This is a genomic window from Paenibacillus sp. 7523-1 (assembly GCF_002276415.1).
GTDB classification, from domain to species: domain Bacteria; phylum Bacillota; class Bacilli; order Paenibacillales; family Paenibacillaceae; genus Paenibacillus; species Paenibacillus illinoisensis_A.
Window position 1 is genome coordinate 1 of sequence record NZ_NPBR01000006.1, and the last position, 17,159, is coordinate 17,159.

Annotated in this window: 14 protein-coding genes; 2 read left to right on the forward strand and 12 right to left on the reverse strand. The window is 47.3% G+C overall.

From position 1 onward, the window contains the following. Positions 1–854: 854 nt before the first annotated feature. The 8 genes from hslU to CHH60_RS07720 form a co-directional block, all read right to left on the reverse strand. A complete protein-coding gene (gene hslU / locus CHH60_RS07685) occupies positions 855–2,255 on the reverse strand; it encodes an ATP-dependent protease ATPase subunit HslU (protein WP_095287837.1) in 1,401 nt (466 codons plus the stop codon). Between the two features lie 129 nt (positions 2,256–2,384). Next, complete coding sequence (gene hslV, locus CHH60_RS07690) at positions 2,385–2,927, reverse strand: ATP-dependent protease subunit HslV (protein ID WP_095287838.1); 543 nt, start codon at positions 2,925–2,927, stop codon at positions 2,385–2,387. A gap of 27 nt (positions 2,928–2,954) precedes the next feature. Then, positions 2,955–4,298: an FADH(2)-oxidizing methylenetetrahydrofolate--tRNA-(uracil(54)-C(5))-methyltransferase TrmFO gene (gene trmFO, locus CHH60_RS07695; protein WP_375335143.1), complete on the reverse strand. Its 1,344-nt coding sequence runs from the start codon at positions 4,296–4,298 to the stop codon at positions 2,955–2,957. A 15-nt stretch (positions 4,299–4,313) separates the two neighbouring features. Next, a complete protein-coding gene (gene topA / locus CHH60_RS07700; protein ID WP_095287840.1) occupies positions 4,314–6,413 on the reverse strand; it encodes a type I DNA topoisomerase in 2,100 nt (699 codons plus the stop codon). 111 nt (positions 6,414–6,524) lie between these two features. Next, entirely contained in the window at positions 6,525–7,655 is a 1,131-nt protein-coding gene (gene dprA, locus CHH60_RS07705) for a DNA-processing protein DprA (protein ID WP_095358698.1), read from the reverse strand. Positions 7,656–7,896: 241 nt separating this feature from the next. Next, on the reverse strand, positions 7,897–8,826 hold the full coding sequence (gene sucD / locus CHH60_RS07710; RefSeq protein ID WP_095358699.1) for a succinate--CoA ligase subunit alpha: 930 nt from the start codon (positions 8,824–8,826) through the stop codon (positions 7,897–7,899). 183 nt (positions 8,827–9,009) lie between these two features. Then, positions 9,010–10,170, reverse strand: a complete 1,161-nt coding sequence (gene sucC / locus CHH60_RS07715) for an ADP-forming succinate--CoA ligase subunit beta (protein WP_095287843.1) — start codon at positions 10,168–10,170, stop codon at positions 9,010–9,012. A 258-nt stretch (positions 10,171–10,428) separates the two neighbouring features. Beyond that, positions 10,429–10,884, reverse strand: coding sequence for a MarR family winged helix-turn-helix transcriptional regulator (locus CHH60_RS07720; protein ID WP_095287844.1), 456 nt, complete (start codon positions 10,882–10,884; stop codon positions 10,429–10,431). 228 nt (positions 10,885–11,112) lie between these two features. On the opposite strand from CHH60_RS07720, the gene CHH60_RS07725 reads away from it, so the two are divergent. Beyond that, positions 11,113–11,541 carry an organic hydroperoxide resistance protein gene (locus CHH60_RS07725; RefSeq protein WP_095287845.1) on the forward strand — a complete coding sequence of 143 codons (429 nt, stop codon included), beginning with the start codon at positions 11,113–11,115 and terminating at the stop codon, positions 11,539–11,541. A 276-nt stretch (positions 11,542–11,817) separates the two neighbouring features. After that, complete coding sequence (locus CHH60_RS07730; RefSeq protein WP_095358700.1) at positions 11,818–13,422, forward strand: YifB family Mg chelatase-like AAA ATPase; 1,605 nt, start codon at positions 11,818–11,820, stop codon at positions 13,420–13,422. Between the two features lie 143 nt (positions 13,423–13,565). Here the strand turns inward: CHH60_RS07730 and CHH60_RS07735 are convergent, their stop codons facing one another. The 4 genes from CHH60_RS07735 to CHH60_RS07750 form a co-directional block, all read right to left on the reverse strand. Next, positions 13,566–14,123: a nitroreductase family protein gene (locus CHH60_RS07735; RefSeq protein ID WP_095358701.1), complete on the reverse strand. Its 558-nt coding sequence runs from the start codon at positions 14,121–14,123 to the stop codon at positions 13,566–13,568. 258 nt (positions 14,124–14,381) lie between these two features. Further along, positions 14,382–14,783, reverse strand: a complete 402-nt coding sequence (locus tag CHH60_RS07740) for a YraN family protein (protein ID WP_255247863.1) — start codon at positions 14,781–14,783, stop codon at positions 14,382–14,384. Further along, the gene (locus CHH60_RS07745; protein WP_095358703.1) at positions 14,780–15,088 is read right to left on the reverse strand and encodes an EscU/YscU/HrcU family type III secretion system export apparatus switch protein; all 309 of its coding nucleotides are present in this window, start codon (positions 15,086–15,088) and stop codon (positions 14,780–14,782) included. Before CHH60_RS07745 ends, CHH60_RS07740 begins: the two co-directional genes overlap by 4 nt. Then, a complete protein-coding gene (locus CHH60_RS07750; RefSeq protein ID WP_095358704.1) occupies positions 15,085–17,139 on the reverse strand; it encodes a DNA ligase in 2,055 nt (684 codons plus the stop codon). The genes CHH60_RS07745 and CHH60_RS07750 overlap by 4 nt, the downstream gene beginning before the upstream one ends. Between the last annotated feature and the right edge of the window lie 20 nt (positions 17,140–17,159).

Consider the following 17,159-nt stretch of genomic DNA (forward strand, 5'->3'; position numbering starts at 1 on the left):
GTCGTATAACATAAGTTTCTTCGAGATTGGCATTTATTACAATAAGAAAAAAGCCCTATCTTTTCTGAAAGAGAGGGCTTTTTGTGTATTTTCTGCAAATTATGAATTTTTTCGCAAATGTTGAGTCCCAAAACAAATTGGAGTTCACATCTACAAAACACACACTTAAACATTCTTAAAATTTATAGCAGGCTCTTCCATCTTATTCCTACCGTCACTTCATCAACTTCATCTGCAATTGGGAAAATTTCTCTTAATTGTGTTAGCAATATTTGCCGTTGCAACAAGGTTTTTATTCATCAGAATTTTAGAAGGAAACATTCAATACATTAAATAATTGACAAGCTAACCTTCTTGCTTTACTTGTTTACCCAGATATAACACAACACTTTCTTAACAATTAAAAACTCTGTTACACTTGGAAGTCAACGAAAATATTTTACTACATCAGCGTATTACTCCAATCGAGTTTTTGCGCATTTGCGCAAGTTTTGTCGGCAAGGTAATTAAACCGATAACCAGACTTGGATAAAACAGACAACCTTATTTTGGAAACTGTTCCACTCGCAAACATTGTCTTTTTCGGAATCTTACGACCTTGAATCCTGACAACTGCGGCACAAGTCCTACTTTTTCCCTACCTTAAAATGTAACTTCAATCTTTTTATCGGCTTTTCTATAGAAATCCATTAGTCGGGAACAAAAAAAGGCAGCATTCATCTGTCAGAAAGATAAGCAATCGCTAACTGATCAGGATTATTCCTTCAACAGCAGCTCGCTTATTTCTATTAAACAGTGAATACCACCTTTAAACTTCAATATCATAAAGTTCTTCTGATTACTGTGAAAAGTTGTTACAGGATATATTGACTCAGGTCACGATCCTGTGCAATATCGTTCAGCTTCTCTCGCACATACTCCGGAGTAATCACCATTCTCTCCAGTGTGAGCTCAGGTGCCTCATAGGATAAATCCTCAAGGAGTTTCTCAAGAATAGTATGCAGACGCCTAGCGCCAATATTCTCCGTATTTTGGTTTACGGATTCAGCAAGCTTGGCAATCTCACGAATGGCCTCATCCGAGAATTCAATTTCAATATTTTCAGTCCGCAGCAAGTCGACATATTGTTTAGTCAACGCATTTTGAGGTTCCGTCAAGATAGATACGAATTCCTCCAGGGATAGGCTATTTAACTCAACCCGAATTGGGAAACGTCCTTGAAGTTCCGGGATCAGATCCGAAGGTTTGGCCACATGGAACGCTCCAGCCGCCATAAACAGAATATAATCGGTTTTGACAGGTCCGTACTTGGTCATCACAGTAGAACCTTCCACGATAGGCAAAATGTCCCGCTGCACCCCTTCACGAGAAACATCCGGGCCGCTGCCGCGTCCCTGACTGGCCACCTTGTCGATTTCATCAATAAATATGATACCCGTCTGTTCAGCTCTGCGAATGGACTCTTGCGTAACGTCATCCATATCGATCAGCTTGCTTGCTTCTTCCTGGATCAGAACTTTACGAGCCTCTTTGATCGCCAGCTTGCGTTTTTTGGTGCGTCGTGGCAGCAGGCTTCCAAACATCTCCTGCATATTCATGCCCATCTGGTCATTTCCCTGCCCTGCAAACATATCCATCATATTCGGGGCGGTATCCTCGACATCAATCTCAATAATATCTTCTTCCAACTTACCAGATAACAAGTCGAATTTGATCTTGCGACGCCGCTCTGCGACATTGGTGTCCGGCTCTGGTTCTTCCTGCTCGGGCGTATTGTTTCCGTTATTGCCAAATATCATTTCAAACGGGTTACGTTGATTTTTGGACTTGGATTGGGAAGGAGCCAGAATATGTACGATGCGTTCATTGGCAGCTTCTTCAGCCTTGTCTTTTACCTTTTCGGTCCGTTCCAGCTTGACCATGCGCATGGACGTTTCAATCAGGTCACGGATCATGGATTCAACATCACGACCAACATAACCCACTTCCGTGAATTTCGTTGCCTCCACTTTTACAAAAGGGGCTCCCACCAGTTTAGCCAGACGGCGGGCAATTTCCGTTTTACCAACACCTGTCGGTCCAATCATCAATATGTTTTTAGGTACAATATCATCCTGCGTATGTTCTGGCAAAAGGCTGCGGCGATATCGATTGCGCAAGGCAACAGCCACCGATTTTTTGGCCTGTTTCTGACCGACAATATACTTATCAAGCTCTGCAACGATTTGTCTTGGTGTTAACGCTTGTGTTTGCATTTCGCTTCCCTCCTACCAGTCTACTTAAAATCCTGCATAGAAATATGTTATCAAAATTAGGGATAACCCCGCAAATTGATAGGAATAGCCCTAACGGCCATGCTCTATGTTTCAGTTTGCGGGGTTATCTTACAGTTCTTCTACAATGATATTATTGTTGGTATACACACATAACTCTGCTGCAACCTGCAGCGACTCACGGGCAATGTCCTTGGCTTCCAGGTTTGTTGCATGACGTTTTAATGCACGTGCAGCAGACAGGGCAAAGTTCCCACCAGAACCGATCGCAATGACATCGTCATCCGGCTCAATGATTTCGCCTCCGCCAGAGATGAGCAGCATTCCTGTCTTATCCATAACGATAAGAAGTGCTTCAAGCTTACGCAGAATGCGATCCTGACGCCAGTCTTTGGCAAGCTCCACCGCGGCACGCTGCAGATTGCCATGATGCTCTTCCAGCTTACCCTCAAACTTTTCGAATAGTGTAATGGCATCCGCTACCGAACCGGCAAAACCAGCTACAACCTGTCCGCGGTATAGACGTCTTACCTTTTTGGCCGTATTTTTCATCACAACGCTTTGCCCCATGGTCACCTGACCATCTCCGGCAATCGCTGCCTTGCCATTATGACGAACTGCACAGATCGTTGTAGCATGAAATGACATATCCATGATTCAGCCTCCTCCCACGAAACTAATTTATACGTGTCCCGGAACGGTTAGACCTTCTGCAGCAGCAAAACGGGCAATTCCATCCAATGCACGCTGTGCAAGAGCTTCATTTTTTTCTTTTTTGTTACGGATCTTCGTTTCCAGTTTTGGCAGCAAACCAAAGTTTGCATTCATCGGTTGGAAGTGTTTGAAGTCAGCCGTAGTAATATACTGTGCCATACTGCCCAGCGTTGTCTCTACCGGCAACACTACAAGTTCCTGTCCAAGTGCCGCTTTGGCTGCATTCATACCCGCAATCAGACCTGAAGCAGCAGATTCAACATACCCTTCAACACCTGTCATTTGCCCTGCAAAGAACAGATTTGGACGTTCCTTGAACTGATACGTCGGACGCAGCAGTTTGGGAGAGTTAATGAACGTATTACGGTGCATAACACCATAACGTACAAACTCCGCATTTTCCAGGCCAGGGATTAGCGAGAATACCCGCTTCTGCTCTCCCCATTTCAGATGTGTCTGGAATCCAACCAGGTTATACAGGGTTCCTGCTGCATTATCCTGTCTGAGCTGTACCACAGCATGTGGCAGCTCCCCTGTATGCGGGTTAATGAGACCAACAGGTTTCATCGGACCAAACAGAGCCGTTTGTTTTCCTCGCTTCATCATGACTTCAATCGGCATGCAGCCTTCGAAGTAAATTTCCTTTTCAAACTCTTTTAATTGGGCAACCTCTGCCGTAATCAGAGCATCATAGAAAATATCAAACTCTTCTTCTGTCATCGGACAGTTTAGGTAGGCTGCCTCCCCTTTATCATAACGTGATGCAAGGTACACCTTGTTCATGTCAATGGAGTCTTTCTCAATGATTGGAGCAGCTGCGTCGTAGAAATAGAAGTATTCCTCGCCCATCAGTGCCTTGATTTGTTCGGATAATGCTGGCGAAGTCAGTGGACCGGTTGCAACAACAACGATACCGTCCTCTGGCAAGGAGGTCAATTCTTCGTTGACCACCTCGATGAGTGGATGCTGATGAAGCGTGGAAGTGATCTCTCCCGAGAATCCATCGCGGTCAACAGCAAGTGCTCCTCCCGCTGGAACTGCATTTCGATCAGCTGCACCCAGTACCAGGGAGTTCAGCATTCTCATTTCTTCTTTCAGCACACCAACTGCATTAGTCAAACCGTTGGCACGCAGCGAATTGCTGCACACCAGTTCTGCAAATTTATCGGTATGATGAGCCGGTGTTTTTACAACCGGTCTCATCTCATATAGCTTCACACGTACACCGCGACTTGCAATTTGCCAAGCTGCTTCCGTTCCTGCCAGCCCGGCACCAATTACCGTTACTACTTGTTCATTCGTCAAAATCATTTACCCCCATATATGCTAATCCGCTGTTTCTTCTTCCGGTTCCTCCACCGGTTCCTGATGGTCACAGGATGTACATTGCAAACGCGTCCCCTGCTTGTTTCGTTTCTCAACCATGAGAGAACCACAACTTGGACAAGGTTTGGCCGACGGTTTATCCCACGATACGAAATCACACTCTGGATACTTGTCGCAGCCATAGAAGATACGTCCTTTTTTACTACGTCGTTCAACCACATGTCCTTCCTTACATTTCGGACAAGTTACGCCAATATCCTTAATAATCGGTTTGGTGTTCCGGCAGTCCGGAAATCCGGAGCACGCAAGAAACTTGCCGAAGCGACCCAGTTTGTAGACAAGTGGCTTGCCGCATTTTTCGCAGATTTCGTCCGAGACCTCATCTTCAATCTCAATCTCTTTCATTTCTTCTTCTGCGAATTCGAGTCTTTTCTCAAATGATTCGTAAAATTCAGCAAGAACCTTGACCCAGTCTTCCGAGCCTTCTTCCACATGGTCAAGATCACCTTCCATATTGGCAGTGAACTCTACATTCAGAATTTCAGGGAAAAACTCCTCCATCTGCTCGATGACCAGTTCTCCAAGCTCGGTCGGCATGAATTTTTTCTCTTCGATTGCCACATATCCACGCTTCTGAATGGTTTCCAGGGTTGGTGCATATGTACTTGGACGCCCTATGCCCAGCTCTTCCAGCGTACGCACAAGTCTTGCTTCCGTATATCGGGGCGGCGGTTGAGTGAAGTGCTGTTTCGGTTCAATCTCCTGCTTCTCTAACCGATCTCCATTTTTTAGTGGAGGCAGCAAACGATCTTCTTCCGTAGTACCATCATCGTTTCCTTCCACATAAACCTTCATGAAGCCCTGAAAGCGAACCTTGGAGCCTGCTGCACGGAAAATGGTATCTCCAGCTGCGATATCCACAGAGAGTGTATCGAGGACAGCGGAAGACATCTGGCTAGCCACGAAGCGCTCCCATACCAGTTTATACAGTCTGAACTGATCACGGCTCATAAATGATTTGATGGAATCCGGATCACGCAAAATGGATGTAGGACGAATAGCTTCGTGAGCATCCTGCGCATTGGCAGCCTTCTTGGAATAGTTTCTTGGCGTTTCAGGTGCAAAAGCTTCACCATACTTGCCAACAATATATTCTTTGGCTTCTTCCTGAGCTGATGCCGCAATCCGGGTGGAGTCTGTACGCATATACGTAATGAGACCCACTGTGCCTTCTTTTCCGAGGTCTACGCCCTCATAGAGCTGTTGAGCAACCGACATCGTTTTGGAAGCCCTGAAATTCAACTTCCGTGCAGCCTCCTGCTGCAAAGAACTTGTCGTAAACGGAGCGGATGGATTCCGGCTGCGTTCTTTCTCTTTCACTTCTTTGACGGTAAAATCCGCATTCTCAATTTGTTTCAAGATAGCTTGTACTTCGGCTTCGCTTCCCAGTTCGGTTTTTGCCCCGTTCAATTGATGGAACTTCGCTTCAAACGGATTGCCGTCTGCAGTCAGCTTCGCCGTAATGCTCCAGTACTCTTCTGGAACAAAGTCATCGATCTCATTTTCGCGATCCAAAATGATTTTGACTGCCACCGACTGCACACGTCCAGCGGACAATCCTTTTTTGACTTTCTTCCATAATAGAGGACTGATTTTATATCCGACAAGCCGATCCAGAATTCGTCTGGCCTGCTGTGCATTAACCAAGTCCATGTTAATCTTGCGTGGTGTTTTGAACGCATCCTTAACTGCCTGCTTCGTAATTTCGTTGAAGACAACTCGGCAATCCTCCGTGTCATCCAGTTCAAGTGCATGAGCCAAGTGCCATGCAATAGCCTCGCCTTCGCGATCCGGGTCAGCTGCGAGGTACACTTTTTTTACTTTCTTTCGTGCATCCTTCAGTTCTTTCAAAATCGAACCTTTGCCGCGGATCGTAATATATTTCGGATTAAAATCATTCTCCACCTCAACGCCGATCTGACTTTTCGGCAAATCGCGCACATGTCCCATCGAAGCCTTCACGATGAACTTGCTGCCTAAATATTTGCCGATTGTCTTCGCCTTTGAGGGCGACTCCACGATTACGAGTGAATCCGCCATAGGTTCATCCTCCTCTCAGTCATGAAACTGCTTGTTCCTTTTCATCCTTGTCAGCAATTAAATAACTTCCGTTAATAATCTATTTTCACATGCCGCGTGGTCACAGCATTGTCATACCCTTGCATATTTGGTTCCAGGTAATTGGCTAATCTGTTTTTTTATGATTAAAGATAACAGAACTGAATGCAAATGTCCAAAATCCCAACCGAGCTGCTCTACAAGTTGATCCAAAGATCTTTCGTCCTGCTCCAGCAGAGAGATGATCCTTCTCTCATCAGATGAGAGACTCACCTTAGGAAACATATCCGTATGATTACCTTCTCCCTTTTCTGGGGAACGTCCTCTATTGTAAGGAAGTTGTTCGGGATTTGGCAAGTCCATTCGGTACTCTTCAAGCAGATCGTCCGCACAAGTGACCAATTTTGCCCCCTGACGAATCAGATTATGTGACCCTCGACTCTTGGGTGATGTAATGGGGCCCGGAACAGCAAATACATCTCTCCCTGCTTCAAGCGCAGCATCTGCAGTAATAAGGGAGCCGCTTCGGATATCTGCTTCTACAACCAGCGTTCCAAGTGTCAAACCAGCAATAATTCGATTACGTTCCGGAAATAGTCCTTGATGAGCACGTGTGCCTGGTGGATATTCCGACAGTAATAGACCTGTTTCAGCAATTTGCTCAGCTAGTTTTTTGTTCTCAGGTGGATAGATCTTATCAATTCCTGTGCCAAAAACAGCAATGGTTTTACCTTTTGCGCGAAGAGCTGCCTCATGACAGGTGCTATCAATACCACGGGCAAGACCACTTACTATGGTCAACCCTGCATGACAGAATTCTGTCGTCAGTTTCTCGCCTACTTTGCGACCGTATACAGTTGGCATTCGAGTTCCTACCATGGCAATTGCCTTTGTATGTAACAAATTCATGTCCCCACGGCCATACATAACCCAAGGTGCCTGAACGGTTTCCTTCATTAATATGGGGTATTCTTCATCCAGATAGGTAATAACCTGAATTCCTTGTTTATAAACCGCTTCACGCCTATGCTCAATCCAGTCTGCATCGAAAGTATTCACAAGCCTGGCGGCCTGATCTTTACGCAACCCGGCTTGAACCCAATCTCCTTCGTCATAATGAAGCAAATCCGGAAGGTTATGTCCCCCTGTCATTAATTTCGAGATCGTTTTCTTCCCAACACCATCCATCTCATGCAAACCAAACAGAATCAAGCTTTTCTCCATTCTATAAGCCTCCCAAGCGGGAAGAACACTTCCCTCATATTGTGTAGGTTGTGACGACAGAATGCAAGCGTTTACTTTAAAGAGAGCATTTCAGCTCACTCATTTGGCAAGTAATTCAACGCAAAAAAGCAACCCTTCGCCCCGTTTAAGGACAAAAGGTTGCTTACCTTTTCCGTATCACAATAGTCGGTTATGAGAGATAACATCTCCGCACCGTTTCTACTATTATAATGGAAAAGAATTAATGTGTCGTGCACAAATTTAAAATACCACGCTCTTCTAGTACGCTTACCAGTGTAGAGCCCATCTCGGCAGGCGTTGGCGCAACTTTGATACCGCAGGATTCAAGCTTCGCGATTTTTTCCTTGGCTGTACCTTTACCTCCTGAGATAATGGCACCAGCATGACCCATCCGTTTGCCTGGAGGCGCAGTAACACCACCGATAAATCCAACAACCGGTTTGGTCATATTGTCGCGTACCCACTCTGCAGCGTCTTCCTCTGCTGTACCACCGATCTCCCCGATCATGATGACAGCATGAGTTTGAGGATCTTCATTGAATCGTTTGAGGATATCAATGAATTCGGAACCTTTAACCGGGTCTCCCCCGATTCCCACCGCTGAAGACTGTCCAATTCCACGTGTAGTCAATTGATGAACAGCTTCATAGGTGAGCGTTCCGCTACGGGAAACGACGCCAACATGTCCAGCCATATGGATATAACCAGGCATGATCCCTATTTTACATTCACCCGGTGTAATAACACCAGGACAGTTCGGTCCGATCAATACCGTCTTTTTGCCTTCCATGAAACGGTCTACCTTCACCATATCAAGGACAGGGATACCTTCTGTAATACAGATTACAAGATCAAGCTCTGCGTCAACAGCCTCCATGATGGAATCCGCTGCGAATGCTGGTGGCACATAGATAACACTCGCTGTTGCACCTGTAGCTTCCTTCGCTTCTTGTACCGTATTGAATACCGGAAGACTAACGACTGTGCCATCTTCCAGCGTGATATCAACATTGGTCCCGCCTTTGCCTGGTGTTACACCGCCTACCATCTGGGTTCCGTAATCCAATGCGCCCTTCGTGTGGAACATTCCCGTTGAACCCGTAATGCCTTGCGTAATGACTTTTGTATTTTTATCGATCAAAATACTCACGTTGCTTCACATCCTTACGGTTATTTTTCAAGTTCCGGATAGCTCCGGCACTAAGAAAGCAATTTATATCATTCGATTCCATCGCTAGCGGGAACATGAATTAGACGGACTGAAGCATTCCGATCCAATTCATGAAGATTGCAAACCGCTCTTTGGATTGATATAAATGGCCCAGGAATGAACTTATTTTACGAGGGCAACGATTTTTTGTGCACCGTCGGCCATGGAATCAGCAGGTACAATGTTCAGGCCGGATTCACCCAAAATCTGTTTGCCAAGCTCCACATTCGTTCCTTCAAGACGAACAACCAGCGGTTTTGTGAGGCCAAGCTGCTTCGCTGCTTCAACCACACCGTTTGCAATGACATCACAGCGCATGATTCCGCCAAAAATGTTAACGAAGATGCCCGCCACTTTGGCGTCAGACAGAATGATTTTAAAAGCTTCTGTTACTTTCTCCGTTGTTGCACCGCCCCCAACATCAAGGAAGTTGGCCGGGTCTCCGCCGTAGTATTTGATGATATCCATCGTAGCCATCGCAAGTCCCGCACCGTTAACCATACAGCCGATGTTGCCATCAAGTGCTATGTAGCTGAGGTCGTATTTGGAAGCCTCGATTTCTTTTTCGTCTTCTTCATCCAAGTCGCGCAGTTCCAAAATATCCTTATGACGGAACAATGCGTTGGAATCAAAATTCAGTTTCGCATCCAGCGCGATAACGTTTCCATCTCCAGTAACAACAAGAGGGTTGATCTCAGCAATGGAGCAATCTTTTTCCACAAATGCAGTGTACAATGCAAGCATGAATTTGACCGCTTTGTTCACCAATTCATTCGGGATATTAATGCTGTAGGCCAATTTACGTGCTTGGAACACTTGTAATCCAATAGCAGGGTCAATAACTTCTTTGAAGATTTTCTCAGGAGTAGCTTCAGCCACTTCTTCGATCTCCGTACCGCCTTCTTCGGATGCCATCATCACGACACGGCCCGTTGCACGGTCAACAACAACACCCACGTAGTACTCTTTGCGGATATCGCAGCCCTCTTCGATCAAAAGACGTTTTACTTCCTTGCCTTCCGGTCCGGTCTGGTGTGTCACCAGTACTTTTCCCAAAATTTCGGAAGCATACGCTCTAACTTCGTCTGCGCTCTTCGCTACCTTTACGCCGCCGGCTTTTCCCCGGCCACCTGCGTGAATTTGCGCTTTGACTACAGTCACCGGACTGCCCAGTGCCTCTGCGGCCGCAACCGCTTCATCGACTGTATAAGCAACCTTCCCATTAGGAACGGCAACTCCATACTGTTTCAGTACTTCTTTTCCTTGATATTCATGGATATTCATTCTCGAATCCTCCTATCAACATGACTGCAACAAGGCGGGTTGGTTGACTACCAAAAGACAAATGTTGACTATTTTCACTTAAACCCAATTCATTGTAACACGTTTTTAAAACGCTTTCCTTAAAAAAGTAATGATTAATAGACAGCTTTTTGATATGGATATCATCCCATATTGTGAATGCTTGGATATTAATGGAAAAAACCTCAGACTAATATGTCTAAGGTTTCCCCTTTTCGTTATATCAAGATTATTTCCAGGTTATTTTCTAGCTTCTTTCATATTCGTTTCATGTACCTTCTGAAGAAGCCCTTTAAACTGACCAAGCAACGATTCAAATTCCGTACTGCTCAGGCAAGCATCCCCCTGAATAGAATCCGGAATGGACAGAGCCTTATTGCGAAGCTCCTTACCTGAATCAGTTAACGTAATAAGCACTTTGCGCTCATCCTGTGCTGAACGTTCACGATGAATGAGTCCAGCAGATTGCAGGCGTTTTAATAGCGGTGTCAACGTTCCCGAATCCAAGTAGAGTGCCTCTCCGATTTCTTTAACCGTGCATTCCTCTCGCTCCCACAATACCATCATGACCAAATACTGCGAGTAGGTGACACCCAGTACTTCGAGATATGGCTGGTACATCTTTGTGATTTCACGTGAACAAGCATATATAGCAAAGCATAATTGGTTATCCAACTTCAAAGCATCCGTTTGCATAATATTAATCCCACCTGCCTATTGTACATTTAATTTCTTGTAGAAAGCTCTGTGTTAAGCCTGTCTTTTGCATGCTTATCTGCACAACCTAAAAACTCTCTCTATATATATTATCACAAATTAGAAAAAAAACAGAATAATTGAGCACAAGGGATTTTACTTTTCTATTTTATTGTGTTAAATTAAATTGTATAAAATATAATTGTTAACATAAAGGAGCGAATTGACATGATGACTATTCAACAAAAAATGTATGAAACTACGGTAAAAGCAGTTGGCGGACGTAACGGTTATGTAGAATCCTCCAGTCCGGAACTTCGTTTAGATGTACGCACACCGAAAGAAATGGGCGGTGCAGGTGGAGAAGGTACCAACCCGGAGCAATTGTTTGCAGCAGGTTATGCAGCTTGTTTTGATAGTGCACTAAATATGGTTGCTCGCATGCAAAAAATCAAGTTAGAAGGTACTGAAGTCACAGCTACAGTTCATTTCGGAAAAGTGGAGGACGGCGGCTTCGGCATCGCGGCAACACTCGACGTTCTTGCAAAAGGCGTAGACAAGGCTACAGCAGAGAAGCTGGTAGAAGCGGCTCATCAAGCCTGCCCTTACTCCCGTGCAACACGCGGCAACATTGATGTCGAACTAAACGTACTTTAATTAAATTCGTAAAACAGTTTCATTCCCTCTACTTTGAGATGGTTAGTATTATTAACGATATAACCTATTCAGACAATGATTTTCTGATGATATTCACGAGAGTGGATTGATAAAATTTCAGAATTCAGGGTTAGAATTACAGCGATGATGAAGACAGGTTGACGCCCTGATTTCTTTTATATACAATGCTTATTAGAAGCTGAGGAAGCACCTTAATTCGCACACTGGCCCGCATTATGCGCAGCCAAGGACGAAGTGAGGTGTTTCTTTTTTATTATGTACGGAAAATTGTATAGTGCATGTTTATATGGAATTGACGGGGTATTAATTGAAGTGGAAACAGATTTGTCCAACGGACTGCCCCAGACTTCCATTATCGGCCTGCCGGACTCGGCGATTCGTGAAGCGGTAGAGCGTGTTCGTGCTGCTGTCAAAAATTGCGGATATCAATATCCATTACAACGGATTACGATCAATCTTGCCCCAGCTGACCTTCGCAAAGAAGGCTCTTCATTTGATCTTGCTATTGCCGTAGCTTTGCTAATGACAAGTGGGCAGCTCGTGCTGCCGTCCCAGGAAAGAACACTTTTACTCGGCGAACTCGCATTGGATGGCTCGGTTCGATCCGTACCAGGTGTACTTGCCATGGTGGATCTGGCTAAGCGTCAAGGCTTCACTTCCGTTCTCCTCCCCGTTGATAATCTGGCAGAAGCTTCGTTAATTAGCGGTATCAACGTATATGGAATCGGACATTTAAGAGACATTGCGCCAGATAAGCCTGATTCCCAGACAAAAGATGGTGTCTTGTCCAAAGCGGGAACGGTCGTTTTGAATAACTTCGCTCACCTTATTAAACCTGCAGCATATGAACAGGGTATCTCCAATCCCAACGCCAAGACTCAGATTCCGGCTTCGTTAAACGATGACTATAGTGATGTCCTCGGACAACATCATGTGAAGCGTGCGCTGATGATTGCCGCAGCCGGGATGCATAATATACTGCTAGTGGGACCACCAGGGACTGGCAAAACGATGCTGATCAAACGTCTGCCCACTATTCTCCCTCCGTTATCAGAGGAAGAAGCACTGGAAGTCACCAAAGTGCTAAGTGCTGCTGGGAAACTGAAAGAAACGTCAACCGGTTTGGTTACGGAACGACCCTTCCGGTCACCACATCATACGATATCCACTTCCGGCCTCATCGGTGGAAGCGGTATTCCGAAGCCGGGTGAAGTCAGCCTTGCACACCGCGGTATTCTGTTTCTTGATGAACTTCCTGAGTTTCATCGTCAAGTTCTTGAAGTTTTACGGCAGCCACTGGAGGATCATACGGTCACCATAAGCCGAGCAAGAGCTGCTTTTACGTTTCCCGCACAGTTTATGCTTGCATGCTCCATGAATCCCTGCCCGTGCGGGTATTTGTCCGCTCAATCCGAGGATCAGCGCTGTATATGCAGCCCTTCACGCGTTGCAGCATATCGGGCCAAAATATCGGGCCCTTTGCTGGATCGGATAGATCTGCAGGTCGAGGTTCCTCCACCTGGCGAATGGCGGAAGGCAGCACCTTCCCCCACTTCTGCCGAGATGCAAGCCAAGGTTGTCCACGCTCATCATATCCAGGCAAAGCGCTATGCGAGCAGCTCTGTGCGTTGGAATAGTCAGTTATCTGGAAGACTGCTCCGTCGAACAGCACGTCTTCCCGCAGAAGCCGACCATCTGCTCCAGCAAACACTGCAGGCTCTTAACTTAAGTATGCGTGCTCATGATCGCATTATCAAAATGGCACAGACAATTGCCGATCTGGATCATGACGGCGAAATTTTAACTGCTCATGTGGCTGAGGCGATTCAGTATCGGCAGTTGGATCTGAATTTGTTTTAGACCCTTAGCAGCTCCAGCTCATAACATGTAAAGTCACTTCAATGACGCCACTAAAAAAACCGTTCAGGTTATCTCCTTCATTTCACTGAAAAGGAGACCTTGAACGGTTTATTGGTTAAGACACGGACAGGCATTCTATTTACTCAATCAAAAAGGGTAAGTTTGTCTTTGGCCGGTGTGCGTTCTTTCGCAGAAGGGATGACCTCCGGATAACCCATGTAGACCATACCGACAATTTTTTCGCCAGCCTCAATCCCCAGTGGTTTGCGGAATTTCGGTGCATACAGGAAAGGCTTGGTTACCCAAAAGGTTCCAATATCTTCACTCCATGCAGCTAGCATAAAGTTTTGCACCAGTGCACTTACTGCAGCAAAATCCTCATCCCATATATTTTGTCTTGGATCCTCTTCCAGAACCACAAGCATGATCGATGGTACCTGCATAACATTGGCTGAAAATTTGTTATCTTCGCCCATCTCTGCTTCAATCGCTTCTGCAAGCTTCTTCCGCCCATCTCCAGTAAATAACAAAAATCTCCACGGTTCACGCAATTTATGGTTTGGTGCCCAGACTGCCGTATCTAACAGCTCGATAATTTGTTCTGTAGGCACAGCATCTTTTTTAAACTTTTTAACGGTACGCCGGTTTTGAATGGCACTTCTTACATCATTAACTGTATCAATATTTGTAGATTTGGTCACTGAACTTACCTCCCTATGGAAAATTCTCCATCACAGCAAATTCCAATAGCGCTGCTAACGGACTTTTATAATAGATAAAATGCAATACGCTTGGTTACATTCTTGATTATACAACGAACCGTTCTTCAGATTCAAAGAATGCCCATGGAATGAGTTTTGGCTATGTTTCACACAAAAAAGGTGTTTCTAAAATTTGAATTCACGAGAGAATCCATTCATTTTAGACAACACCATGTTAAACTGATTCAGTTTATTAATTCAGAACGCATTTTCAATGTGCTCAACAGTTACAATCAGACCTGCCGGATCAAGCATCACAGCAACCACATCAAAACGAATTTGTAATTCTCTCCCTCTTGATTGTTGAAGGTATACGGCAGCCGTGGAACGAACCTGCTGCATCTTGCGGAGATCTACCGATTCCTGCGGTGTACCATACTTCCCTGCTCCACTACGGCTTCGTACCTCAATAAAGACAAGCAGATCACCATGTGAAGCGATAATATCAATCTCACCACGGCGACAACGCCAGTTTTGTTCCATAATTTGATAACCTTGCTCACGCAGCCACCTGCAGGCCGCTTCTTCACCCAACTTGCCTTTTTGCTGACGCGTAAGTTTGGGAGTAGAGTTATGTCCAGGTCCAGGTGAATGGCTCACCATGTATCCTCTCCCTCATGTCCGGAAGCGAGGCGGTCTGCTCGGTAAATATAGGTTAACACCTCAGCCACCAGTTGATAGAGCTCTGCTGGAATTTGCTCGTCCAAGTCAAGCTTGGACAAGACTTCCACCAGTGCTGCGTCCTCCTGAACAGGAACTCCGTTTTCCTTAGCTTTATCAAGGATTGCTTCCGCGACTTTGCCGCGGCCTTTGGCTACAACGACCGGTGCTTCACTTTCTCCCGGTACATATTTTAAGGCAACAGCCTTTTTGGAAAGAAGATCTGGCTGCGGCTCATCTTTCATACTCGCATATCCACCCCTTTGTAGCGATCAGGGCTGTAGTCGGACGCATTTATTTTACGCTCAGCACCCGGTTCCTGGCCAACTGGCCAGGGCTCTGTCTTAAAGGTTAGTAATTGATAGCCCAGCTTGTCCAGCGCCTCTTGAATCACTTCCCGCCCGCTATCCAGAAGCGGACCCATGCCCTCCCGATCGTTGAGAACCCGAAGGCTGACAATATTGTTGACGACATGCACATCGACCAGTGTTGGCCCGAGACTCTTCATGTCCAGATCAAACCACAACCTGCAATTGGATGCATCCAGTTCACCGCGCTGGCCCCGCCGGGATTGTATCTGTACAGACGCGGTCTCTTCTCCGTTGGGTCCGGTAATCGGGATGAACCAGTGCATCTGGGCAAAGGTAGAGCCTCGGTCGGTTGTCAGCAGCAACTGCTGACCCGTCAGGTATTGCACAGCCTGCCCGGCGGCTTCCTTCAGGGCCGCCGGGGCACTGTCGCTGCTGGCAAGCTGCAGCAGCAAGCCCTTCAGCGAGTCCGCGGTGCCCGGACTCGCCGCTTCACCCACGCGCGCCTGCGCAGCCGCGCCGTGCACTGCCTGCTGCTCGTGCTCTGCACCGAGCAGCTTCAGCACGCGCCCCACCCACGGGTCTCCCTCGTGGGTGATAGGCGCGTGCTGTGCGGCAGCTCCCGCAGGTGCTGCCGCATTCCCCCCAGCCGGCTGCGCATCAGCGCCGGCTGGTACAGGCTGCGGCACGCCTCCGGCAGCCGCAGCCGCCTGGCCGCCCGCAGGTGCAGGGGCGGCCTGTACTGCCGCACCAGGCTGTGCCGGTGCGGCAGTGGACGCGCTGCGCAGCGCGTCCAGCAGGGCCAGCAGCTTCGGCGCCAGTTGCGCCGCTGTTGGTGCTGCTGCCCCGGTCTGCGCTGCAGCCGGCGAAGCACTCGCAGCTGCTGGCGTCTCCGCGCGGCCATCTGGTCGCCCAGCCGCGCTACCTTCCTGCTGGCCGGCAATCCCTCGTCCAGCTGCCACATCCGCTGCCGCCCCAGGTATACCCGGGCGGCCAGCTTCCACTGCACGCTGGCTCTCTCCAGGGATTCCCGTCCCTGCCTGAATGCCTGGCCCAGATTTTCCGGCCGTTTCCGCTTGTCCGGCTCCAGATTTTATTGCAGTCTCAGCATTCCCCGAGCCCTGGTTAGTCTGTATAGGTCCCCGCAGGTCTGCCGCGGCTTCCGCTGTGCCTTTGTTGGACAACGGAACGGTCCCAGCTCCTGCCGGCGCCGTTGTAGCACCCTGCGGCAGTGGTGCCGTTTGGCCAGAGGTTCCCGCCTGACGTCCTCCAGCCGGAGACATTCCAGAATCATCCGTTTGCTGCCCTCCGGCTGCTGTTATAGGCAAACCACCCGACGCTGGCAGCTTTGGTGTGGCTGCATGTTCGCCCATGACCATGGTTTTTCCCGCATTCTGAGTAAGAAACGTTTCCAGTTGCTCTGTTAACCCATTTAGCAGCTGATGAAGGGGTGGACCAAATACCGTCTGATGCAATCCTTTTACCGTTTCCGCCGTAATCGGCAGACCACGCTGAAAAGCAATACCCGTTGCCTGCACCCACTCTTCCACAGGTACCTGAGCTGGTTTGACAGTCATCATATTTTGAACCATGGCCACATTATCCTTCGTAAGCGGTAACCCGCTGCGCTGCATGGCGAGCAGCAGTTCCCGATTTCCCTTGGTATCCGGTAAACCTACCTCTTGAAGCAGATTGTTCAAGGATGCTTGCGGCAGTTCAGACAACGTGCCAGCCAGCGGCTTCATAACGGTCACGCCATTCTCTCCAGGCGGCTGCACTTGAAGTAGTGTGGTTTCCCCTGGGCGAAGTGGTGTCTCGAGCTTCGCACGTACCTGTACGCCCTGAATTTGCAGAACAGCTTCTCCACCATCCTCTGAGACACTTACGACAGATCCACGTACAACCTGACCCTCCTTAAGCTCTAGCGGCTTGGCATTCCCCGGCTTGCTGTCTCCCAGGAGACCACGAATCATGGAGCTAATATTCACAGTTCTCTCCCTCCTTCCTT